General features: G+C 46.4%; 21 protein-coding genes. 13 read left to right on the forward strand and 8 right to left on the reverse strand.

Going from position 1 to position 23,583, the window contains the following annotated elements:
• Nucleotides 1-17: 17 nt before the first annotated feature.
• Nucleotides 18-923, reverse strand: coding sequence for a YheT family hydrolase (locus tag AB4Z08_RS02465; RefSeq protein WP_441572188.1), 906 nt, complete (start codon nt 921-923; stop codon nt 18-20).
• Between the two features lie 103 nt (nt 924-1,026).
• On the opposite strand from AB4Z08_RS02465, the gene AB4Z08_RS02470 reads away from it, so the two are divergent.
• Together AB4Z08_RS02470 and AB4Z08_RS02475 are read left to right on the forward strand one after the other, a co-directional pair.
• Nucleotides 1,027-1,848 carry a helix-turn-helix domain-containing protein gene (locus tag AB4Z08_RS02470; protein WP_441572189.1) on the forward strand — a complete coding sequence of 274 codons (822 nt, stop codon included), beginning with the start codon at nt 1,027-1,029 and terminating at the stop codon, nt 1,846-1,848.
• A 63-nt stretch (nt 1,849-1,911) separates the two neighbouring features.
• Nucleotides 1,912-3,336, forward strand: a complete 1,425-nt coding sequence (locus tag AB4Z08_RS02475) for an amidohydrolase family protein (protein ID WP_441572190.1) — start codon at nt 1,912-1,914, stop codon at nt 3,334-3,336.
• Between the two features lie 211 nt (nt 3,337-3,547).
• Here the strand turns inward: AB4Z08_RS02475 and lepB are convergent, their stop codons facing one another.
• Complete coding sequence (lepB, locus tag AB4Z08_RS02480) at nt 3,548-4,735, reverse strand: signal peptidase I (RefSeq protein ID WP_441572191.1); 1,188 nt, start codon at nt 4,733-4,735, stop codon at nt 3,548-3,550.
• A 334-nt stretch (nt 4,736-5,069) separates the two neighbouring features.
• On the opposite strand from lepB, the gene AB4Z08_RS02485 reads away from it, so the two are divergent.
• The 3 genes from AB4Z08_RS02485 to AB4Z08_RS02495 all read left to right on the forward strand — a co-directional run bounded on the left by AB4Z08_RS02485 (nt 5,070) and on the right by AB4Z08_RS02495 (nt 8,034).
• Nucleotides 5,070-6,047, forward strand: coding sequence for a sugar phosphate isomerase/epimerase family protein (locus AB4Z08_RS02485; RefSeq protein WP_441572192.1), 978 nt, complete (start codon nt 5,070-5,072; stop codon nt 6,045-6,047).
• Between the two features lie 213 nt (nt 6,048-6,260).
• On the forward strand, nt 6,261-7,478 hold the full coding sequence (locus tag AB4Z08_RS02490; protein ID WP_441572193.1) for a tetratricopeptide repeat protein: 1,218 nt from the start codon (nt 6,261-6,263) through the stop codon (nt 7,476-7,478).
• Nucleotides 7,468-8,034, forward strand: a complete 567-nt coding sequence (locus AB4Z08_RS02495) for an SMI1/KNR4 family protein (protein WP_441572194.1) — start codon at nt 7,468-7,470, stop codon at nt 8,032-8,034. Before AB4Z08_RS02490 ends, AB4Z08_RS02495 begins: the two co-directional genes overlap by 11 nt.
• 12 nt (nt 8,035-8,046) lie before the next feature.
• Here the strand turns inward: AB4Z08_RS02495 and AB4Z08_RS02500 are convergent, their stop codons facing one another.
• Nucleotides 8,047-8,715 carry an ankyrin repeat domain-containing protein gene (locus AB4Z08_RS02500; RefSeq protein ID WP_441572195.1) on the reverse strand — a complete coding sequence of 223 codons (669 nt, stop codon included), beginning with the start codon at nt 8,713-8,715 and terminating at the stop codon, nt 8,047-8,049.
• A gap of 151 nt (nt 8,716-8,866) precedes the next feature.
• Here AB4Z08_RS02500 and AB4Z08_RS02505 point away from each other — a divergent pair, with 151 nt between their 5' ends.
• From AB4Z08_RS02505 to AB4Z08_RS02535, 7 genes are all read left to right on the forward strand, one after another.
• The gene (locus tag AB4Z08_RS02505) at nt 8,867-9,502 is read left to right on the forward strand and encodes a (2Fe-2S)-binding protein (protein ID WP_441572196.1); all 636 of its coding nucleotides are present in this window, start codon (nt 8,867-8,869) and stop codon (nt 9,500-9,502) included.
• The gene (locus tag AB4Z08_RS02510) at nt 9,499-10,476 is read left to right on the forward strand and encodes an FAD binding domain-containing protein (protein ID WP_441572197.1); all 978 of its coding nucleotides are present in this window, start codon (nt 9,499-9,501) and stop codon (nt 10,474-10,476) included. The genes AB4Z08_RS02505 and AB4Z08_RS02510 overlap by 4 nt, the downstream gene beginning before the upstream one ends.
• Nucleotides 10,473-12,680 (forward strand): xanthine dehydrogenase family protein molybdopterin-binding subunit, encoded by a 2,208-nt coding sequence (locus AB4Z08_RS02515; protein WP_441572198.1) that lies wholly within the window; start codon nt 10,473-10,475, stop codon nt 12,678-12,680. The genes AB4Z08_RS02510 and AB4Z08_RS02515 overlap by 4 nt, the downstream gene beginning before the upstream one ends.
• A 17-nt stretch (nt 12,681-12,697) precedes the next feature.
• On the forward strand, nt 12,698-13,852 hold the full coding sequence (locus AB4Z08_RS02520; RefSeq protein ID WP_441572199.1) for an XdhC family protein: 1,155 nt from the start codon (nt 12,698-12,700) through the stop codon (nt 13,850-13,852).
• On the forward strand, nt 13,852-14,445 hold the full coding sequence (locus AB4Z08_RS02525) for a nucleotidyltransferase family protein (protein WP_441572200.1): 594 nt from the start codon (nt 13,852-13,854) through the stop codon (nt 14,443-14,445). Before AB4Z08_RS02520 ends, AB4Z08_RS02525 begins: the two co-directional genes overlap by 1 nt.
• Nucleotides 14,446-14,813: 368 nt before the next feature.
• Entirely contained in the window at nt 14,814-15,707 is an 894-nt protein-coding gene (locus tag AB4Z08_RS02530; RefSeq protein WP_441572201.1) for a phytanoyl-CoA dioxygenase family protein, read from the forward strand.
• 11 nt (nt 15,708-15,718) lie between these two features.
• Nucleotides 15,719-16,531, forward strand: a complete 813-nt coding sequence (locus AB4Z08_RS02535; protein ID WP_441572202.1) for an SDR family NAD(P)-dependent oxidoreductase — start codon at nt 15,719-15,721, stop codon at nt 16,529-16,531.
• Between the two features lie 78 nt (nt 16,532-16,609).
• Here the strand turns inward: AB4Z08_RS02535 and AB4Z08_RS02540 are convergent, their stop codons facing one another.
• The gene (locus AB4Z08_RS02540; protein WP_441572203.1) at nt 16,610-17,389 is read right to left on the reverse strand and encodes a DNA-formamidopyrimidine glycosylase family protein; all 780 of its coding nucleotides are present in this window, start codon (nt 17,387-17,389) and stop codon (nt 16,610-16,612) included.
• Between the two features lie 327 nt (nt 17,390-17,716).
• Between AB4Z08_RS02540 and AB4Z08_RS02545 the strand changes: the two genes are divergently transcribed.
• Nucleotides 17,717-18,469 (forward strand): murein L,D-transpeptidase catalytic domain family protein, encoded by a 753-nt coding sequence (locus AB4Z08_RS02545; RefSeq protein WP_441572204.1) that lies wholly within the window; start codon nt 17,717-17,719, stop codon nt 18,467-18,469.
• A 1-nt stretch (nt 18,470) separates the two neighbouring features.
• Here the strand turns inward: AB4Z08_RS02545 and AB4Z08_RS02550 are convergent, their stop codons facing one another.
• The 4 genes from AB4Z08_RS02550 to AB4Z08_RS02565 all read right to left on the reverse strand — a co-directional run bounded on the left by AB4Z08_RS02550 (nt 18,471) and on the right by AB4Z08_RS02565 (nt 23,511).
• Nucleotides 18,471-20,039 (reverse strand): L,D-transpeptidase family protein, encoded by a 1,569-nt coding sequence (locus AB4Z08_RS02550; protein ID WP_441572205.1) that lies wholly within the window; start codon nt 20,037-20,039, stop codon nt 18,471-18,473.
• A complete protein-coding gene (locus tag AB4Z08_RS02555; RefSeq protein WP_441572206.1) occupies nt 20,036-20,185 on the reverse strand; it encodes a hypothetical protein in 150 nt (49 codons plus the stop codon). Before AB4Z08_RS02555 ends, AB4Z08_RS02550 begins: the two co-directional genes overlap by 4 nt.
• An 18-nt stretch (nt 20,186-20,203) precedes the next feature.
• Nucleotides 20,204-20,776, reverse strand: coding sequence for a hypothetical protein (locus AB4Z08_RS02560; RefSeq protein ID WP_441572207.1), 573 nt, complete (start codon nt 20,774-20,776; stop codon nt 20,204-20,206).
• Between the two features lie 194 nt (nt 20,777-20,970).
• Complete coding sequence (locus AB4Z08_RS02565; protein WP_441572208.1) at nt 20,971-23,511, reverse strand: phosphocholine-specific phospholipase C; 2,541 nt, start codon at nt 23,509-23,511, stop codon at nt 20,971-20,973.
• Nucleotides 23,512-23,583: the final 72 nt, after the last annotated feature.

The raw sequence follows: 23,583 nt of genomic DNA on the forward strand, positions 1-23,583 counted from the left end.
GAGATTAAAGGTCCCTGCTACACTTCCTGCAGAAACGCCAATGCCCTTTTTTCAGACCAGTAGAAGTCCTTCCCAAATCTTACAAAACCCACATGCCCTCCCTGATGCGGTGTTTCCAGGTAAACATACTGACTATCAGCAGCTATCTCATATGGATAGCATTCTTTGCCCAGAAACGGATCATCCTGCGCATTAATGACCAGGACGGGTATACGAATATTATGCAGGTAGAAACGGGAACTGCATTGCTCCCAATAAGTCAACGCATCTTTAAAGCCATGCATAGGCGCCGTATAACGATCATCGAACTGCCGGAAGGACTTCACCTCCCCATAGTGGTCCAGGCTGATGCTGCCCGGGAATTGCTGCTCTTTTAACCGCAACTTATGACCCAGATCCCGGATAAACCGTTGCATATATATAATGTTATGCCTTTTCTCCAGCTCAGCAGACCCACTCTTCAGATCACAGGGTACCGATATAGCTACTGCCGACTTAATCACCCCCACCGCGTCCGCCCCCTGCTCTCCCAGGTACTTCAACGTAACATTCCCTCCCAGCGAAAAACCTACCAGGTGTATGGCCGTATATTTTTTCAGCGATACCAGGTAGGTGATTACGGCACGCAGATCATCCGTTTCGCCACTATGATAAAAACGAAGATTCCTGTTAGGCTCGCCGCTACATCCCCGGAAATTCATAGACACAGTATCAAATCCGGCGCCATTGAAAATATGTACCATCCCAAACACATACTTGCGGGTGGAGTTCCCCTCAAGACCATGCAAAATCACTACAATGCTTTTATTCCCCCGCTCACTGAAATCCAGATCCAGGAAGTCATTATCAGGTGTAACAATCCGCTCCCGGCGATAGTCAGCGGGTTTAATACTGCGAAACAAAGAAGGATAAATCGTCAGCATATGACGATTCTGTAATAAAAAAGGCGCTTGATAATCTGAGTTGTGTAACACCGGCATGGCGCAAAATTACGAATTCATATCCCTTAATTCGTAATTTCGCCACATGTCGCTGCCTACCTTCGGTATTGAAAAAATCTTTAATCTTCCTTACAAAAAGGAAGATTTCAAAATCGTACATCATGCGCCTTTAAATATGCCTGTCATACCCGAGGCACATAAACATGATTTTTTTATGTTGATGATGATCAGCCAGGGCAGCGGCACACATACGATTGATTTTGAAGATTATAAGGTCAGCAACCGGACTGTTTTCTTTCTCGCCCCCGGCCAGGCACACCAATGGCATATGTCCAAAAACACGGCCGGTTACCAGGTGATGTTTTCTGCCGCATTCATGTTACAAAAAGGGCCGCTGTGGTCATTCTTTACCCCTGCTGCCGTGCCGGCACTCAAACTGGATGCAGGACAATACGAACAGCTGATCCATGAATTACAGCTCATGGAAAAAGAACCCGCAGCCAATATCATACAGCACCGGCTGCAGATTGTGTTACTGTTGCTGCAACGCTGGTATGCTGCTACGCACCCGGAAGAAGTAGCGGCAGCCTCCAATCATCTCATCAACCGCTTTCTCCTCCTGCTGGAAAAACATTATGCACAATATCATGAAGTAAGCTACTACGCCGCCCAGCTGCACGTCACTGCCAGCTATCTGAACCAGGTATGCAAAAAAGAATCCGGCAAAACCGCCGGGGAATATATCCGTGAACGCCTGCTGCTGGAAGCCAAACGGATGCTCACACTTACCGATATGGATGTAAAGGGAGCTGCCTACGCCCTGGGCTTTAATGACACTTCTTACTTCTCCCGCTTCTTTAAAAAATATACCACCCGCACACCACTGGATTTTCGCCGTCAGTTATAAAAAGTACCCGCTTTCTTATAATCAGTACCATTTTCCGCCAGGGGCCCGGGGTACCTTTAGGAGATGAAAAAAATCTGGCTCTCTTCTCTGGCAATTCTTTGCGGTATCACTGCATTCAGCCAGCAAAAAAAAGCGGACCTGCTGATTAAGTCCGTTCGCATCATTGATATAAAAACCGGCAGGATCACTGCCAACCAGACCATCGCAGTGCGCAACGACAGTATCATACAGGTGATGGATAACCAACTGGCAAAACAATACAAGGCCACCCAAACAGTGGATGGCAGCGGTAAATACGCCATGCCCGGATTATGGGATATGCACATGCACTTCGGCGGCGGCGATACCCTGAGTGAAGAAAATAAAAACTTCCTGCCTTTGTATCTCGCCAACGGCATTACTACCATCCGCGACTGTGCTGCAGACATCAGCCCGGATGTATTACAATGGCGCGATGAAATAAACAAAGGACAGCTACAAGGCCCCACCATCTTTACTTCCGGCCCAAAACTGGAAGGCTATAAGTCCATATGGCTGGGCGACCTGGAAATAGGCACTTCCACAGAGCTACAACAGGCCCTCGATTCCCTCCAAAAACTGAAAGTAGATTTCGTAAAAATTACAGAGAACACAATTAAGCCTGAGATCTACCTGGAAGCATTACGTGAAGCCAGGAAAAGAGGCATGGCGATCTCCGGCCACGTTCCGTATGTACTCACTATGAAACAGGTAGCTGACGCCGGTCTCAGCTCAGTAGAACACCTCACTTATGCATGGAAATCAGGTGTAAAAGATGATGCAGCTTTATCCCGCGGTATTGCAAGCGGCGAAATAAAAGGCGCAGATATCAATAAGTACATTCTTCAGAATTTCGACACCGCTGCCGCGATGAAAACGTATCGCTACATGGCGGAAAAAGGAATGTACCTGACACCTACACTCACCCTGGGACATGTAATGGCCTATTTTGATCAGGACAACCACGCACACGATCCATATCTGCAATATATCGGTAAGGGATTACAACGTACCTACCAATGGCGTGTAAAAAGAGCCGCATCAGACGATAGCGCCGCTATTGTACGCCGCAAGATGATCTACGAAACATCATCTTCTATTCTTCCCCTGCTCCAAAAAGCAGGTGTAAAAATCTTGGCAGGAACAGATGCCGGATACCTCAATTCATTTGACTTCCCGGGCATCGGCTTACACCAGGAATTAGCGCTGATGGTAAAATTTGGTCTTACACCATTGCAGGCATTACAGGCATCTGTCATCAACTCACCGGCTTACCTGCACAAAACCAATTATGGCGCTATTGCCGCTGGTAAAAAAGCAGATATCCTGTTGCTCGATGCCAACCCGGTAGCGGACATCCACAACACGCAGAAAATTAATGCACTGGTAGTAAAAGGTAAACTGCTGGACAGAGCAGCACTGGATCAGCTACTGCAGGAAGTAAGAGAAAAGACAGCAAGCACTAAATAATAAATGCCGCGGAGTTTGTCTTTGTTCAGGATTATACTGATTTTGATGATTTTCTGGATTTTTACTTTGTGATTTTAAAAAATTTGGGGAGATAGCAACGGATATATTAGCTACTATCTCCCGATATCTTTTTTAATCTTCTAAAATCATAAAAACAAAAATCCGGAAAATCATCAAAATCAGTATAATCCTGGACAAAGACAAACTCCGTTTATTGTATCGAAGAAAACAACCGCCCCCACCTGATACGGTTCTTATGATAGCTTAACCAGATAATCCATGCTTTCCCTACTATATGATCTTCCGGAACAAAGCCCCAGAAGCGGGAATCAGTAGATTCATTCCGGTTATCTCCCATCATCCAGTAATAATTCATCTTAAAAGTATAGGTAGTGGTTTCCTGCCCATTGATATAAATTTTGTCCCCATCTCTTCTCAGGGTATTATGCTCATAGGTATCAATAATACGCTGATAAAAAGGTAGGGTAAGGGTATCCAGCTTTACTGTTGCACCTTTTTGGGGAATGTATAGCGGGCCAAAACAATCTTCATTCCATTCATAATGTTTTACATCAAAAGGAAATACCCTGGAATCACCGAATGCATCATACGTTTTACGTTTCACAATAGCCCCTCTGGCACGGAGTGTATCTACATTAGCACTACTAAGATTATAAATAAACATGGTAGAATCTATCGTAGGTCTGGAAATATGATCTGATTCCAGTTGATCCAGCAATTGACTGTCTATAGGCTTATGATCCGGCATTGTTACAAAATACCGTGCCTCAAAATGAAGGGGTACTTTACCCGGCTGACCATTGATATATACGATGCCATCAATAATCTGCAAGGTATCGCCACTGACAGCCACACATCGTTTAATCCAGTTCTCCCGTTTATCCACAGGCCGGGTAACTATCGGCGGATAATTTTTGCGGATATACTCATCGCCGAGTGACCGGTACATGGAATAGTAGTCCTCGTCTTCCCCTGCCAGGTTCTTCAGCACACTATCACCGCAGGGGTAATTGAATACAATGACATCATTCCGCTTTACACTGCTGAAACCCGGCAGTCTTTTGTATGGCCATTCTATAGCTGTGGTAAAAGGTTGTATATTTTTCGTAAATGGAAGCGTATGATGCGTAAATGGCCATGCCAGCGGCGTATTAGGGATTCTGGGCCCATAACTGATTTTGCTGACAAAAATAAAGTCATTCACCAGCAGGGTTTTCTCCATCGAAGCACTAGGGATAACAAAAGCTTCAAAAATGAAAGTGCGGATGAGAGTAGCAGCAACCACCGCAAAAAGAGCCGCCTCTATCCATTCCCTTACTTTAGATTTCTTCCTGACGCCTTCTTCTGCCTGACTTACATTGCTGAAAAAAAAACTCATTTTGGACGCGGTTTTGGATAAGTAACTACTAACAATTTAATTAATTAAACCCACATCTTTTCAAAATTTATATAAACGAAAAAGGCTGCTGTTATGATGCAGTACGCATGCTACAAAAACCGCCACAGATAAAGCATACACATAAAATAAGTGGTATACACGTATACGCGGTTACGTTAGAAAGATGATATTATGCCAGTCGTTTTTTGCAAAAAAGTAGCTGCCCGGCATTCTCTTTTTAAAAAATTTCAACAAGTTAAAATCGTTTTATTAAATTGCTGTGCATAACTGCTTCAGTAGTTACACATTTATCCACGTTAAAAACAATACCCGCATGCATACTTCAAGACGTTCATTCATTCAGCAAACAGGACTCATGGCTGCTGGCATGATGTTACCCGGCAGCATCTTTGCCATGACAGGCAATAAAGCGCTTCCCAAAAAAATAGGATTACAATTATATACCCTCCGTGAGGAGCTGGCCAAAGACGTCAAAGGCACGCTGGCCAAAGTAGCCGGTATCGGCTACAATGAAGTTGAAACTTTTTATGGCTACCAGGGCGCGGGCGACAAAGGCGAATTCTGGGGATTAAAACCAAAAGCACTCAGTGCACTCCTAAAACAATACCACCTCAATACCCCCAGCGGACACTATCAGCTAAACGATTACCTGACCCGCGGCAATGGCAACGCGGACGCACTGCAGCCACAAATAGAACTGGCAGCAGCACTCGGTCAGCAATACTTCATCGTACCGGTATTGCCCCTCTCCCTCTGGGATAAAAAACTGGTGGCAGATGATTACAAATTCATGGCAGCACAACTGAATAAAGCCGGCGAAATATGTAAAAAATCAAACCTGCATATCGGCTATCATAACCACTACTGGGAGTTTAAAAAACTGGCAGATACAGACAGTACCGGCTACGATATTATGTTAAAAGAAACAGATCCGGCCCTCGTTTCCTTTGAACTCGACCTCTTCTGGGCCGTGAAATCAGGTCGCGATCCTATCACACTTTTTAAAGAAGCACCCGGCAGATTTGTGGCCTGGCATGTGAAAGACATGGATAAAAACAATACTGCCAGTCTTACTGCCGCCGGCACAGAAAACAAAACTTCCATGGACCTCCTCTCCGGTGTCACCTTTGCAGAAGTAGGTACAGGCAGCATCGACTTCCGTAAAATATTTGCCCAGGCAAAACTTGCCGGCGTGAAACACCTGTTTGTAGAACAGGACAAAATTACCATCGATCCATTCCAGAGTGTAACGACCAGTTATAAGTATGTGAAAAATGTACTGCTGAAATAACGCGAATTTTGTCTTCTCCAGGATTATACTGATTTAGATGATTTTCAGGTTTTTTACTTTTTGATTATAAAAATCGGTGTAGATGTAAGCGGATCCCCTATATCCACGCCAACCTTTTTTAATCCTGTAAAACAGGATCCTGAAAATCATCTAAATCAGTATAATCCTGGAGAAGACAAAATTCGCGTAATTTCGCAGAAAAGCGAGTTACATATGGCGATGCATGAAGTAGAATCATTGGTGGAGCTATCCGTTTATTGTCTGGACAAAAGTCAGGAAGAAGGACTGGATCGCAGGAGCCTCTTTTACAATCTATATAAATTACAAAACCAGTTTGACACTGGCTTTACCCATTTCAGGGTAATGGATCTGTTAATCAAACATCATTTCGTATACACCTTTCCTGTTAGCGCCCATCCGGCGTATACATCGCATCAGGCATGGTTTGATGCATTGGCTGCCAGTCAGAAATTCAGCTTTATCTACCAACAGCCAACAGAAGTATGGGACGAAGAAAGCAACCCGGTTACCGGCTACGCCAATTATGACTTCCCCTCCAAAACATATATTTTATACTGTGATGCAGGATCTGCACTCTGGGCCAACATGGTAGCCAATGGCACCATTACCGGCGGGGATGCGGAAGCTCCTGTTGCCATAGATACCTTTTCAATGGCGCATGAAATTGCGGAAATTGCCGGCGAGCAAAAAGACAAAGACCTGCTCGCCCTCTGGTATCAGCTCATTCCATACATGGTGATGCAGGCGGAACAGGAAGGCGAAACTATTCACTACAAAGCATTGGAAGCTATCCAGGATTTAATCATCGCCAATGATGCCATTAAAGAAGAAGGGCTGCCTCCTGCCGATGAACTGCCCGTAGGTGGTGAATTGGGTAAATTCTGCCAGTGGTGGTATGCGCCGGCAGCCGACAAAATGAAAGCAACCGCTGAACCGGAAGAAGCCATCGATCTGGAAGCCATTCCATTTACAGAAAATGTAGAAAAAAGCGCTGCCTGGTATGAACAACAGGTGGTACAAATTCTGCAGGAAGCCAATGAAGCCATCAGTCAGATAGAGGAACAGGGCGCCGATGAAGCTACCCGACAGCACATTTTCAACCGTCTCCAACTGGGACTGCAATACGCTGACAAAGGATTGGAACTGTCGCCCGGCGAACCGGGGCTGCTGATGAATAAAGGCTCTATCCTGATGTTGCTGGAACAATACGACCTGGCCCTCGCCACCTATGATCAGGCGCTCGCTATTGCCCCCGAAAATCCTTATGTACATTTGAACCGTGCGGTACTCTTTTATCATATGGAACAAGTCCCTGCGTCCATCGCCTCCTTCGAAAGACTGCTTCAGCTGGATCCAGGCAACGAATTTGCACAACAATGGCTCGCTCATCTGAAAGGTAATGAACAATAATATCAGAGATATAGAAGAAGCACTCGGCGTAATATTGCCGGGTGCTTATAGCAGTTTCCTGTTACAGGAACAGCTGCCAGGAGATCACTTCATAAATGACCTCCTCACCCTTTATGGCACCGACAGCCTATTAGAACGTAACACTACCTACCAGGTACAACATTACCTCCCTGCATATATCAGTATTGGCGATGACAGTGGCGGACAAGCCATCCTCCTGCATTGTAACGACAGCGATGAAAAAGTATACCTCACCGGCTATGGTGCACTGGATACCGGCAGCATGGAAGTTATAGGTAACAGCTTTTCTACCTGGTCACAGGAAGGATACCCATTGGAAGTTCTCCGCGAAGCACCGGATGTGCTGGCATTCCGGGCATCTGAAACCTATCAGCTGAGAACAGCTTACCAGGAGATTCATCGTGCCCTCACTCAACTGGAAAAAGCAAAAGCAACTGGAATGGACCTCAAAACATATCTTACACAAAAACGTGCTTTACAACAACAGATAAAAGATTTTGAAATACAGCATGCCGGCAAAAAATACCGGGTATAAATAAATCGCACATTACTTCGCACCGGCCTCCACCAACATATCCACGATGGCTTTATATCCCCTGCTCTTTGCGTGCTGCAATGCGGTAACACCTTCCTTATCTCCGATGTTCACATCCGCGCCGGCCGCTATCAACATCTTCACTACCTGCTGATGTGTAGCTCCTCCGGAACCTAATATCACCGCTTCCAGCAATGCAGTCCAACCCAGACGGTTAATATGATTCACCGGAAAAGTTTTATCTGCCAGTAAAAGCGCAATCACGTCAATATGACCACGCTCACATGCGGGTATCAATGCAGAGCCACCATAACGATTATACACTTTGTAATCCGCCCCGGCAGACATACACATTTTCAAAATATCCGCATACCCTTCTGCACCGGCATACAGGAAAGGAGAATTCAGCATTTTATCCTGCGCATTTACATTTGCCCCCGCTGTAATCAATACCTGTGCTGCCGCCGCATGATGATGGTAAGTTGCCACCATCAATGGTGTACGTCCTTCTGCATCTTTCGTTTCCAGTAATGCAGGGTTGGATAATGCCCGTTGAATAGCAGCAGTATCATTGTCTGCCGCTGCCTTTAAAATATTATTTTCGGTCATGGTAACTTCTTTTTTTTGGGCACATGCCGGACTGCTCATCCAGAGCATCGCCAGTAATAAGATAGTCCGCATAAATAGTTAGTTGCTGTTTACAAAAATAAGCAACCACTGCTGCCCGTAATGGTGTTCATCCGGGATAAAACAGGATTAATTAAAACAATCCTCCCCGTATCAGAATACCAATATTTTTCCCTATCTTATTAGTGAAAAATACTGATGCAAAATGTCTGCTGAAAACGACCAACAACCCTCCTCTCACAGAAAGGATAAACAGGAAGCACGCCGTGACTTTCTGAAGCAGTCCTCCGCAATGATGGCACTGGCACTCACTCCGCCATTGGTGATGAAAGCCGCTCAACACGATGAAGCCATTGCAGGTATCTTTGAAAAGATGCCAGTGAGTATGGAAATAAATGGAAAAAAAATGCAGCTGTCTGTGGAGCCACGCACCACCTTGCTGGATCTCCTGCGGGAACAATTGGCCATGACCGGTACCAAAAAAGGCTGCGATCACGGACAATGTGGCGCCTGTACGGTACATGTAAACGGCCACCGCATTAATTCCTGTCTCACCCTCGCAGTGATGCAGGAAGGCAAACAAATCACTACTATCGAAGGACTGGCCAATGGCGATCAGCTGCATCCCGTACAGGAAGCTTTTATTAAACACGATGGCTTCCAGTGTGGTTATTGTACACCCGGTCAGATCATGTCCGCAGTAGCCTGTATACGTGAAGGACATGCTGGCTCTCCGGAAGAAATACGTGAATTCATGAGTGGCAATATCTGCCGCTGTGGCGCATACGACAATATTGTAAATGCCATCACCGATGTAAAAAAAGGAGGGAAAACAGTATGAACCAATTCTCCTATGTAAGGCCCACCAACCTGAAAGCCGCTATTGACGCCGTTGCCAAAGACAACGCCCGCTTCATTGCCGGTGGTACCAACCTGCTGGACCTGATGAAAAGCGGTGTAGTTATACCAGAAAAACTGGTAGACATTAACCGCCTGCCACTAAAAGATATTCAATTAAATGAGGGTACCCTGCATATAGGCTCCCTGGTGCTCAACAGTGATCTGGCCGCGCATGAACTCATAAAAACACATCATCCGTTGCTGTCCCAGGCCCTGCTGGCAGGCGCCTCACAACAGCTCCGCAATATGGCTACCGTGGGTGGCAATATCATGCAGCGTACACGCTGTTCTTATTTCTACGATACCACCATGCCCTGCAACAAACGTAACCCCAACAGCGGCTGCGGCGCTATCGGCGGCATCAACCGCATGCACGCCATCTTCGGCGCAAGCGACAGCTGCATTGCCGTACACCCCAGCGATATGTGTGTGGCCCTGGCTGCATTGGATGCAACGGTGCTGGTAACCGGCCCTAAAGGCAACCGCCGCATTCCGTTCACCGACTTCCACCGGCTGCCCGGCAATACGCCGCAGCTGGATAATAATCTCGGTAAAGGAGAACTGATTACTGCCATAGAAATCCCTGCCAATACATTCACTAAAAATATATACTACCTGAAAGTACGCGACCGCGCTTCCTACGCATTTGCGCTGGTATCAGTAGCTGCTGCACTGGATATCCGTGATGGTGTTATTCAGGGCGCCCGTCTCGCGATGGGTGGTGTGGCACATAAACCCTGGCGCTTACCCGATGCAGAAAAAGCACTCACCGGCAAAGCACCTACCACAGAAAACTTTCGTATAGCCGCCAACATCGCTATGCAATCCGCCAAAGCGTATAAACATAATATGTTTAAACCAGCCCTGGCACTCAACAGTATTCAAACCGCATTACAAAAAGCCGCCACCGTATGAAAAAACAACAAACAGGACAGTCCATGGACCGTGTAGATGGCCGCCTGAAAGTAACCGGCGGTGCAAAATATTTCGCAGACTATCACGTCGATGATTTGCTGTACGCCGCACTGGTATGCAGCCCTATCAGCCACGGCACCATCAGAAGTATTAACACCACCAAAGCCCTGCGCGCTCCCGGTGTGGCAGATGTTGTATCTCACCTCAATGCCCCCAGAGTAGCAGGCTATCAGCAATCCAAACCCGGCGAAAAAAATGGATTGCAGATATTCAAAGATGACCGTATCTACTCCAATGGACAACCCGTAGCCATCGTAGTAGCCAATACCCTGGAACGTGCGGTATATGCGGCCACACTGGTAGACGTACAATACAACCAGGAAACACATTATACCGACATGACCGCCAGCATCGGCAAAGCCTTTCAGAATAGTCGTATGAAAGACTATCTCCGCGGAGAAGCCAATGCCTGGGAAAAAGCTGCAGTCACACACAGCGCTGAATATACCATTCCACTGGAAGTACACAATCCAATGGAGCTGGCAGGCATCATCGCTCACTGGACAACACCGGACACGCTGACACTCTACGCCAAAACACAGGGCGTAAAAAGCGTACAGGAAACCATCAAAGACCTGTTCCAGATACCGGAACAAAACATCACCGTACATTCGCAATTTGTAGGCGGCGGTTTTGGAATGGCCCTGCGCATATGGCCACTGGAAGTAGCTACTATACTCGCCGCTAAAAAAATACGCAAACCAGTAAAACTGGTAATCACCCGCGACCAGATGTTTACGCTGGTAGGCTACCGCCCTAATGCTACCCAGAAATTAAGCCTGGGTGCTACTGCGGAAGGTAAACTGACCGGCATCACCCACGAAGCAGTAGCCATCACCTCTCCCTACGAAGACTTTACAGAGGGCATTGTAGCTATGAGCAAATTCATGTACGCCTGTCCGAACGTGAATACGAAATACCAGCTGGTGCCACTCAATATGAGTACACCCGTATGGATGCGTGGCCCCGGTGAAGCTACGGGCGCCTTTGCCCTTGAATCGGGCATCGATGAACTGGCATATAAGCTGAAAATGGATCCGCTGCAACTGAGAATCCTCAACCACGCAGATACCGATCCGGAAAGAAATCTTCCGTTTTCCAGTAAATATTTGAAAGAAGCATATGCACTGGGTGCAGAAAAAATAGGATGGTCCGCCAGGAACCCACAGCCCCGCAGCATGGAAGAAAATGGGATGCTGGTAGGCTATGGCATGAGTAGTGGTACTTTCGGTGCTTACCGTGGCAAGGCTACGGTGTCGGCTACACTGAAAGCAGATGGCTCCCTGATACTGCAAAGCGCCGCCAGCGACATTGGCCCCGGCACCGCCACTGCTATGGTACAAATTGCCGCAGATGTTACCGGCATTGCACCGGAAAAAATAAAGTTCATGCTGGGAGAATCAATCTATCCTTTTGCACCTGAACAAGGAGGTTCTTCTACCGTATCCACTGTAGGCAGCGCGGTATCGGATGCCTGTAAAGCATTACAGCAGCAACTGGCTACCATCGCCATCAGTAATATCCCCGCTTTTAAAACAGCTACACCGGAAACTGTTATTTATGAAGATGGACAACTGATGACCGCCAACCAGGAAACAAAAATTAGTTACGAAGCGCTCTTACAGCAGCAACAGCTGCCGGAAGTAAAAGTAATGACGACCTCACAGGGTGGCCCGGAAAGAAAAAAATACTCCATGTATTCTTTTTCTGTACACTTCGCTAAAGTGCATGTGCATCCGGATACCGGCGTAGTACGGATCCAGCATATTGTGAGCGTGGCCGACGCTGGCACCATCGTTAATGCCAAAACCGCGCGCAGCCAGATGATTGGCGGCGTTGTTGGCGGCATAGGAATGGCACTAACGGAAGAGGCTATACTGGATCACCGCTTCGGAAGATTTGTAAATAATAACTTTGCAGATTACCACGTAGCCGTCAATGCAGACACGCCACCCACAGATGTATATTTCATCAATAAAAAAGATCCTTACATTAATCCCATGGGCTCCAAAGGCATGGGAGAAATAGCGCTGATAGGCTTTGCTGCCGCCGTTTCCAATGCCGTATTCAATGCCACCGGTAAACGCGTACGAGATTTACCCATTACACCTGATAAGGTATTGAATACCGCCGCATCTGTTTAGTGCATTAAAATGACTACATGAAAGAACTGGAAGATATCGTGAAAGCGTACCATACTGCCTGCAGGCAGGGACTCAGAACAGCACTGGCCACCGTCGTGCATGTGGAAGGCTCTGCCTACCGGCAACCCGGTGCACGTATGCTGGTAACTGAAAATGGTCTCCTCACCGGCGCCATCAGCGGTGGATGCCTGGAAGGAGATGCCCTGCGTAAGGCACAACTGGTCATGCTACAGCAACAACCCATGCTGGTGACCTACGACACCAATGATGAAGACGACGCCAAGCTGGGCGTAGGACTGGGATGCAATGGCATCATACATATACTCCTGGAACCTGTCAATACCAACGATCCACATAACCCGGTAGCGCTGCTGCAGGAAGTAACCAATCACCGTACCCCCGCAGTACTCGTCACCATTTTTACCCTGCATAACCGCAAAGCGCCACAACCCGGCACCTGCCTGGTACTCACGGCCAACGGACAAATGCAGCACCACATCCCGGACTGTCACCTACAAAATGCCATCACCGCTGATGCACACCTGGCACTCCAGACACAAACCACTTTCACAAAAACATACCTCTCTACCGGCAACGACTATACGGCACATACCGCCTACCTGCCACCGGCACCTCAATTACTGATCGCCGGCGCCGGTAATGATGTAATCCCACTCGTGAAAATGGCCTGCCTGCTGGGATGGCATACCATTGTTGTAGACGGACGCCCGGGATACGCCACTACCACCCGTTTCCCGGAGGCGACACAACTACTCACAGCCAAACCTGCGCAGGCACTTGCACAGGTAGCTACCGACCAGCATACTGCCGTGGTACTCATGACGCATAACTACAATTATGACCTGGCACTGCTGGCACAACTGCTGCCATTGCCATTACCATACATAGGTGTATTAGGCCCCGCAAAGAAATTACAGCGTATGCTGGAAGAACTGTCTGAAAATGGTATTCCTATTTCCAGGCAACAACGCGCACGCATACACGGACCTGCAGGACTTGATCTCGGCGCAGAAACAGCCGAAGAAATAGCATTATCCGTTATCAGCGAAATAAAATCCGTATTGTCCGCAGCTGCCGCCACCTCTCTGCGGGAAAAAACAACCACCATCCACCCACGTGAACAACAAATCATCCTTCAACAACAACTATAATGGAAACAACCGGTATCATCATCCTGGCCGCAGGCGCCTCAAAAAGACTGGGTACTCCCAAACAACAATTGCCCTTTCAGAATAAAAGCCTGTTACAAAATGTAGTACACACCGCCACACAATCAGGCAATATGCCCGTGGTAGTAGTACTCGGCGCTTTCGCCACACAGATCAAACAACAACTGATCGATGAAAAAGTAAACACAGTGGTAAACCCCGGCTGGCCCACCGGTATGGGCGGCTCCATCAAAACAGGCTTACAGCATCTGCTCCACCTTTCACCAGGTGTGAACAGCGCTTTATTACTGCTCTGCGATCAGCCATTCATTACCACACCACTCCTGGAAGAAATGTATGCACTGAAAACTACTTCCGGCAAAGCTATAATAGCCTGCTCCTACGGTAATACCATTGGCACCCCTGCCCTGTTCGACAAATCACTCTTCTCTCAACTGCTCGCATTGAACGGACAGGAAGGTGCAAAAAAAATATTACTGCAACATCCCGAACAAGTGGCTTCCATCGACTTTCCTCAAGGCGCTGTAGATATTGACACCAACGGCGATTATGAACAACTACTGACCAAAATATAAATTACCGGGAATCCCGTATCCATTCCTTCCTCTCAGGGAGACTTACCCACCTGTTTGTCAGCAGGTTATCAAACCATTAACATCCGTGTAACACCGCACACAAAAAAATATTTTTTGTAAATAAAATGATATTCCTATATTTGTCTACAAGAATGGTAGACTAATAAAAAATCATATTCACCATGAATACAGATCATCAATATCGACATCCGCACCAAATAGGTGCAACAGCCAAACATCAAAATGTAGCAGCTTCCTATTGTTGTTGTTAATTCCCCACTCCTGCCTGCGGTCACCCCACCAATTGCCGCTATAGCATTTTCTATTTCAACAACTGTTTTATCACTGTCAGCTAAAAGTACTTCGTCATGAAAACGAACAACCAACCTTTATTCCGCCTCGACGAGGGGGTAACAGATGCGCATCTCGCATACTTCCAAAAATATGGCATCATCCAGTTTAAAAACTTCCTGGACAAATCTGCTTTAACGCATATCCATACGGAAGTGCAGCAGGTACAGGAATTACTGATCCGCAACAACATCCAGAAAGTCAACGGTATACCGCTGAAATTCGGTACTGATGTGGATGGCAGCCCCCTTATACAACGTATTGCCTTTGCATCGCACTACAGCAACACATTGCGCGAATTACTAAAAGACAAAAGGCTGCAATCACTCACCTCCTTACTAGGCTCCTATGCTGGCAGGATCGGTGAAAATGAAAAAGATGGTTTGGTCATCAACCATTATGTAAACGCGGCAGAGAGCCAGTTTAAGCAACTCGGCTGGCATACAGACAGTCCACGGGACCTCTTCCTAGGATCACGCATTCTCCCCATGCTGAATGTGGGCATTCACCTCGATGATTGCCCGCTCCACAACGGCGGCCTGCGCGTGCTCCCCGGCACACATGAGCAGGGATTACTAAAACTATTATTCAGAAAAAAATATTTCATAGATAACAATCCTGATGAAAAAGAAGTAGGCTTTGATATTGAAGCAGGAGATCTGACCGTACATGATGGCCGCCTCTGGCACCGTGTACAACAATCACCCTACACCGGCGAAAAGAGCCGCAGAAGAGTGATGTATATCCCAATCATTACTGGCGCCTATCAGCCTAAAACGGCCAATAGCCCTACTCCTTTTTATCATAAGCTGGCACATATCAAACAACATCTCTACGGTGGCAGACCGCAGTGGGTGAACGTAAAAGCCAGAACTGAAAGTCTCGCTGAAGTAAACTCACCATCTCTCTAAAAATAACAAGTATGTCATACGCATTAATAACCGGCGCAGCCAAAGGAATAGGAAAAGCCATCGCTGCACAACTCGCAGAAAGAAATTATCATTTGCTCCTGGTAGATATAGACGCTGAAACACTGGCTACCACAGCAGAAGAATTATCTGCTCAGTATCACGTACACGCACATACGTTACATCAGGATTTATCACAACCTGATGCCTTACTGAAGGTGACCGCCTGGACCAGTACTTATCATGATGTACTTTCTGTAGTAGTGAACAACGCCGGTTATGGCATCAATGGTGCATTTGAAGAACTGTCCCTGGCAGAACAATTCAATATTATTGATGTAAACATCAAAGCGCAGGTGGGCTTATCGTACGCCTATATACCGGTACTGCGGAAATTTCCGAAAGCATACCTGCTGAATCTTGCCAGTACCACTGCTTATCAAACGGTTCCTTACCTGAATATCTATGCAGCTACGAAAGCTTTTGCGCTCTCGTTTACACGCGGATTAAGGCATGAACTAAGGCATTCCCCTATCTCTGTCAGCGCCCTGAGCCCTGGCAGTACTGACACCGACTTTGTGAACAGAGCCCGTATGGGCGACTATACCCGCAACGTGGCCAACCGGTTTAACATGACACCTGAAAGCGTGGCGAAAATTGCGGTAGATGGGCTTTTTAAAGGAAAAGCAGAAATCATCCCCGGCTTCACCAACAAGCTGAATGCCTGGCTGCCTAAATTTTTCCCGAAAGCATTTGTGGAAAAAATCGCAGCTGGTATATACGAACCTAAAGAAAAAACCACTACTGAAGTAGTGCTGACAACATAATATCACATCGCCTGTCTTTTAAGAAAAACCCGGCATCGTCCAGAACGATGCCGGGTTTCCTATGTGTACTTTCAGCGTTTATTCGAACAACACCTGTTCATCCGTATAATACGTTTTCCTGCCACCACCGGTATCCTTCTTAATCTCTGCACCACCGGGGCTCTCAGTTAGTTTGGAATTATGCACCAGCATAAAATCCCTCACTTCTCCGTTAATGATATCAGGCTTACTCTTCAATATTTTCTTTTCCGCCTCCTGTAGAATTTTCTTGATAGACTTCAGCAATACTTTTATCTGTGCTGCAGGAATTTTATTACAAACAGAAAAAGGAGAAATCTTTGCGTCCCACAAAATATCATCTGCATAAGCATTACCTATACCCAATACATTGTGCTGATCAAGCAGGTACTTCTTTATCGTGATTTTTTTCTTCCCTAACTGTTCTTCCAGGTAGCTTTCGTTAAACTCTTTGGATAATGCATCCGGCGCGGTCTTCTCTTCCGGATCAAGGAAAATGTTGGCGGCGCCCTGGAAATCCGTCAGGGCCAGGCCTGTACCATCTCCAAATAACAATTCTACAATGGTGTATTTCTCTTCATTTTTTTTCTGGAAGAGATATAATTTACCATGGAGCATTAAATGCATACCTAATACATGACCATTCTTAAATACAAAATGTAATTCCTTTCCCACCCTGAGTATATGCTCCAACGTTTGACCTTCCAGGGCCGATTGCAGTGCTTCTGGTGTGGTGTGCAGTTTCTTTGCATTCTTAACCGTCAGTGACTTTAATTTTTTATGCAGCAACGCTTTTTCCAGGTTATGGCGAAAAGCCTGCAGGTCGGGTAGTTCAGGCATGACTTAAATTTTATGAAAAATTAAAGATAATGGGGCAAATAATAAAGGGCCGGTAACGGAAACCGACCCCTTTTTTATGGCAGTTTTCTCTTCTTACGAAACAATACTTCAAAGATAAATCCCCCAGCGTAGCGTGTTATGCCGAAATTGTCCATTCATTAACAGATGTTTGCCACTTATATACATTTTCCATGTATGTGAACAACCTGTTAAAAATACCTCCACAGCGGCCTCTGACGGGCATTCAGCATCCTTTCCCACTGCAAAAATCGTTATCTTCGCTGCCTATGCCATTTTTATAACCAACTAAAATACTACGGCGTGAACATGAAATTGAAGCGATTAGTTAAACCGTTAATTTTTATTCTTACTATTGGCCTTTTTGCATTTCTCATTACTACTCTTACTACAGCAGAAAATGCCACGGCAGCTCATGAACCGGCTGTTGCTGTTATAAAAACAGATTCTTCCAAACAGGAAAGTCTATATGATAACATGAGACTGGACTCAGCTGGTCTGTCAAGGGAGGCTTTTGAAAATGCATTAAGAGGGTATCAACACCTGGAAGAAACCGGACGGATAAAAAATCCGGACGTAATTTCCATTATAGACTTTTCCCTGCCCAGTACCAAAAAGCGTTTATTCGTAATAGATCTCAAAAACAAGCTATTACTTTTCAACACCCTGGTATCTCATGGCAGAAATTCCGGTAAAGACATTGCCAGTACTTTCTCTAACCAGATGAACAGCTTCAAAAGCAGTCTGGGCTTTTATATCACCGGCGATACTTATACCGGCGAACATGGTTACTCTCTCCGTTTGGAAGGAGAAGAAGCCGGCATCAACGACAACGCGCTCAGCAGAGGCATTGTTATGCACAGTGCGAACTATGTAAATGAAAGCCTGGGTAAAATCCAGGGATACATAGGCCGCAGCTTGGGATGTCCTGCTATTCCGGAAAACATTCACCGTAAAGTAATTGAACGTATCAGAAACGGTACCTGCCTGTTTTTATACAGTCCGGATAAATACTATTCCGCTCATACAAAAATCCTGGGCAGAGATAGTACCGCGTCCTGATTTATTGAAACAATTTCTTTCTGAAAATAATATCGTGTCCATATACATCGGATGCAAAATGTAACATCCCATTATCACTCCAGGCGGTAAAATAAGTAATGATCACGGGCACCGGATCTTTTACCGCCACAAACTTCTCCTTGCCACTATTCATAGCGCTATCAATTTTTTCGTTGGTCCATTGAGGTGAGTTCTCCAGTACAAACTGCGCCATTTTCACCGGATCTTTCAATCTTATACAGCCGTGGCTGTAAGCACGGTTATCGCGATTAAAAAGGCCCTTTTCCGGCGTATCGTGGAAGTAGATGTTATAACTGTTGGGGAACAGGAATTTTACCTTTCCAAGCGCATTATGTGCACCGGGTAATTGCCGTATTACCGGCAGCCCGTTGGCTGTTCCGGTCACCTCCATATGTTTGGAAGCCAGGTATCTTTTATTTCGCCCGATAGCTGGCAGTATTTCCTTTCTCACTATGCTGCGGGGAATATTCCAGTAAGGACTAAATACTACCTGGTTCAGCACGCCCGAAAACATAGTAGTGCTATGCCCTTCTTTTCCGACCACAATATCCATATCAAACAAGCGCCTGGACCCATCAGTTACATGCAGCACAAAAGCCGGTATATTTACCAATATTAATTTTCCGGCAGGCGTTTCCGGCATCCATTTCATGCGTTCTATATTCACCAGCAACTGCTGCAAACGCTCTTCTGCCGGTATGTTCAGTGCATTCGTCACGGTATCATTTAACACCCCATTTTGCGTATAGCCATTACTGCTGCGAAAGCTGTTTACTGCAGCTTCCAGTTCGGTTGTGAATACCTCGCTGCTATCGTTATTTTTAAGCTCACCGGTTATGAAAAGCCGTTTTTTGATGGGTATTATTTCGGGAGAAGACTGACCTATCTTTAACCCCTTTTTCACGGCGGGCACAGGCTGCCAGCCACCTTTGCTGACATACTCCCTATAGGCTTTGAGCGGCCCTTTCATAACCGCTACGGCCGGAAACATCTTATCGTTGGTTTGCAGCATGGAATCAGCCAGTACCATTACAGGATAACGTTGTATCGGCACCATATGCTCCAGTTGCGCAATACTGGCGCTCTTTTCCTGGAAGTAATTAATCAGTCGCCAGGTAAGCTGCAATTCAGTATTGACCATCTGGGGATCGGTAGCGCTGATTTCCAGGCTGTCCTCGTCCATTAAGGCATCCAGGCGTCTGTCCAGGGTTTTGTTGCTGGTACTGTCTTTACTATAATTATATAAGCTACGGAAAGCTGCCGCCTGTTCTACCGGTCCCCGGCTGTCGAGCCAGGCAAATTCAAAATTGCGGGCATTATAAAAACTGCGCAGCCGCGTAGCAATGGTATCATCCAGCTTTTGCGATGTAATAAATTTTTCTACCACGGCACTATCAAGGAACAGGTCGTTGTACGCATTCTCCCGCGTAATCCCGGTATTACGGGGACTTATATCACTTTTGTTGTTGGAGTTGACTGGAGCGGAGGGGGAGCCGCAGCCATTCAAGATAATGTATGCAAACAATGCAATCAGTAGTAGCCTTTTCATATGATATGTATATCAAAAGAAAAGCCGGTTACCAGAGTCCCTCTGATGGCAGTTGTAACGCCCGTGGTACGTGGCTGCCCGGGAACAAACTGTGCACATACTGCAACAAAAAGTCCCCCTGCCACCGGCAGAAGGACTTTTTCCATCGTTGTGATATTATGGTATTAATCTTTCAGACCCAGGTATTTCTGTACAGATTTATAGTTCTTCCAGTCTACCGCACTGCTGCTACGCGCAGCCACTCCGCCCGGAATCAGAACATAACGGTATTGAAAAACCTTGGCGTTGGCAGCGTTAAGCCCGGTAGATAATTTAAGATTTGAATTGATAGAAATATCTCCGGTCAGCAGCGCATAATTAAGGTATACCTGCCCGTCCACATAAGGGATAGACACTACGGTGGGATCTGCCAGTGTACTAAGATTTACATACACATACACGAGTCCCTTTGATATAATATCCGCTGTCACCTTTGGGGCGTCAATATCTCCTCCGAATCCAACAACCGCACCGGAGTTATCTTTCAGCGTATCAAAAGCAACATCCAGCCACTCGGAATAAATAACATTGGCAGTGCCGGCATCGCCTTTCCCTCCGGCAGGGCCACCAGGACCAGCGGGACCGGCAGGGCCGGCAGGACCAGCAGGACCGGCGGAGCCATCTTTAGAACATGCAGCAAAAGCCAGAATAGCGGCTAATAAGAAAAGGTAAGGCAGGTGACAGTGAATACGTTTCATAAAGGACCGATTTTGGATGATTTAAATATGATTAATTGGTTGAGGTAATACGAGGTAAAATGGGATCATTAACACAATAGTCAATATACAAAAAAACAAATAACAAAAAAACGATAATTTAGTTCAAACATCTATTCATAAAAAAGCCGCTCCCCCTAACGGAGAGCGGCTTTATATTTTCAATTCTTCTGGTATTATACCCTGCCCATTACCGGGTCACTGAAACTTTCTTTGCCTGTTTCTACTCTGCCGGCATACCGCTGCTCAAAAGACGCGCTGCCAGCCACTTTCACTGAAAAGTCGTACCAGCCATGACTTTTAGATAAGTCTATCATCAGTGTTGCGGTTGTACGGGCAGCCACTGTTTTTTTCAACTCCCCTTTATGATAACCCAAATCGTTGATGGCGATATTGGCCGCCCCGCTACCGTGATTGATCAGCTTCAGTTCCACGTTGCCGGTGAGCTTCCTGCTATTGGTCAAACTACGCTGATAGCTGCACTGTACCTCTATCTGAGGATCATTGGCATCTCCGGCAAATTCACGGTAAAATCCGTTAGGACCATACACCCTTAAGTGATAATGCGCGTCTTCAAAGGAAGCCAAAGGCCACGTATCTTTCAGCTTATCTGCCGGCTTCACCGCGTAGGACCAGGTTCTTACCGGTTCCATTATCTGTGTATCTTCCTGCAGATATTTACCGGGAGCATACACGTTAAAAGGCGCGCCTGCCGCCTGTTTGCCAAATACTTTGTTACCTGCTTCAAAACTGATCTCAAAGGATTTTTTATCTGCACTCAGCTTACCTCCTACATACAGCTCATAGGGCAGTGCATTCGAAATACGCACTCCTTTTTCCTGATGAGCCATCCATTCTGATCCGGCAGGATCTGTATTGATCTTCGCAATTTCATCTGCTGCCAGCAGTTTAAATCCATCCGGCAGCTTCTTGAATTTTGCGTTGTACACCATTTCTATAAACTCGTTCCTTTCCGGGAAAGGTACCGTCACTTTTTCCCCGTTAAACGGCCGGAATACAGAGGTTAAATCACTGCATACTGTACGACGCCACTCAGAGATATTCGTTTCCTTAATAGCCTTACCCGTTTTATGCTGCAGGAAATTTTCCATCAGCCGTATAATAGAAGTATGATCACATACCTGTGAGTTCACATACCCACCTCTGCTCCATGGAGACGCTATCACCAAGGGGACCCGGTATCCCAATCCTATCGGACTTTCACGGATTTCATCCGCACCCAGGTATGGTTTCGCCTGCTCTTCTTCCTTCGTTACGTATTCAAGACCGGTATCAATTCCTTCGGAAACCTTTCCTGTGCCTGGTTTATGTGGCGCCGTGAAAGGAGGTACGTGGTCAAAGTAACCATCATTTTCATCATAGCAAAGAATGAAAATGGTGTTCTTCCATACCTCTTCCTTACGGGTTAATATGTCCAGTACTTCAGATACATACCAGGCGCCATACCAGGGGGAACCCGGGTGATCTGAAAACTCACCCGGTGCCACCAGCCAGGATACGGTAGGCAGTTTGCCCTCATTTACATCTGTTCTGAACTGATGCAGGATATCGCCTTTAGGCACCTGCACTGTTCTTTCGGTATCCCCGTCCTTATAGGTCAGCGTTTCCAGTTCATGATAATCAGGATCGCTTATATTGGTGGTAAATGCTTTTTTATGGAGGTTTTGTGCACGCTGAGGCAGTTTCGCAAAATTAGCGGCCGTGAACTTTTCTGCATCACTTTTGGTTTTCTCCAGCTCTGCTTTCCGCTGCTCCAGCTTCTTTTGCACCTTTGTTTTTTCGTTGGCGGTGGAAGTGGCAGCCAACACTGCTTCCAGGTCAGTTATTTCTGCTGGGAGTTCTTTGATTCTTCTTTGCAGGTAACCAATATGCCCAGCAGCAAAACGTACGTTAAAGGCCGCAAACCATTCTATCGGGTTATCGGTGAAGTTGGCCAGCATACCATCTTTCTCGCCCTCTAATCCGGCTGCACTGATTTCATTCTGGTATATTTTCCAGGAAACGCCGTTATCTTCCAGTCGCTCAGGGAAACTGGTCCAATGGGCTTCCCGTCCGTAGTCCACATCTTCATTCCATACGTTGGCTTTGGCGGAAGCTTTTTGTTCGTCCCGAAGGGTGCCCGTCCACAGATAAAGCCGGTTAGGCGTGGTGCCGGTCAGGGAAGAACAGAAATTCTGATCGCATACGGTGAAAGCATCTGCCAGTGAATAATAGAAAGGAATATCTTCCCGGTTGTAATACCCCAGCGTGAGTGGCATTGGCGACCAATCCTTGTTACCGGATTGTTTCACGAGCAGCCATTTATCATATTTACCATTGTTACGGGCATCTACCTGGTTGCCCCACGAATGTGGCAAACTGCTCATCCAGGTGGCTTTGGTATCTTTCAGGTTCAAACGGAAAGGTGCATACGTTTCGCCTTTGGCGTTGCTTTGCAGCCAAACCAGGTTTTTGTTGGGCAGTTGAATGGCACGTGGATCATTGTAACCACGCACACCCCGCAAAGAGCCATAACAGTGGTCAAAAGAACGGTTTTCCTGCATCAGGATCACAATGTGCTCCGCATCCAGGAAAGTAGTACCAGGCTTGGGATCTATGGCCATAGCCCGCTGAATGGAAGCTGGCAGGGCACTAAATACTCCGGCAGCCCCGGATAGCAACGCTGCCTTTTTAATAAAATCTCTTCTGTTATCCATTAATGATTAATTTTTTCATCTACACTGGTAAATGGGATTCACGTGAAAGGCGGAAAATAATAAAAATCTACA

The sequence above is a fragment of the Chitinophaga sp. RAB17 genome (assembly GCF_052114225.1).
Lineage (GTDB): Bacteria > Bacteroidota > Bacteroidia > Chitinophagales > Chitinophagaceae > Chitinophaga.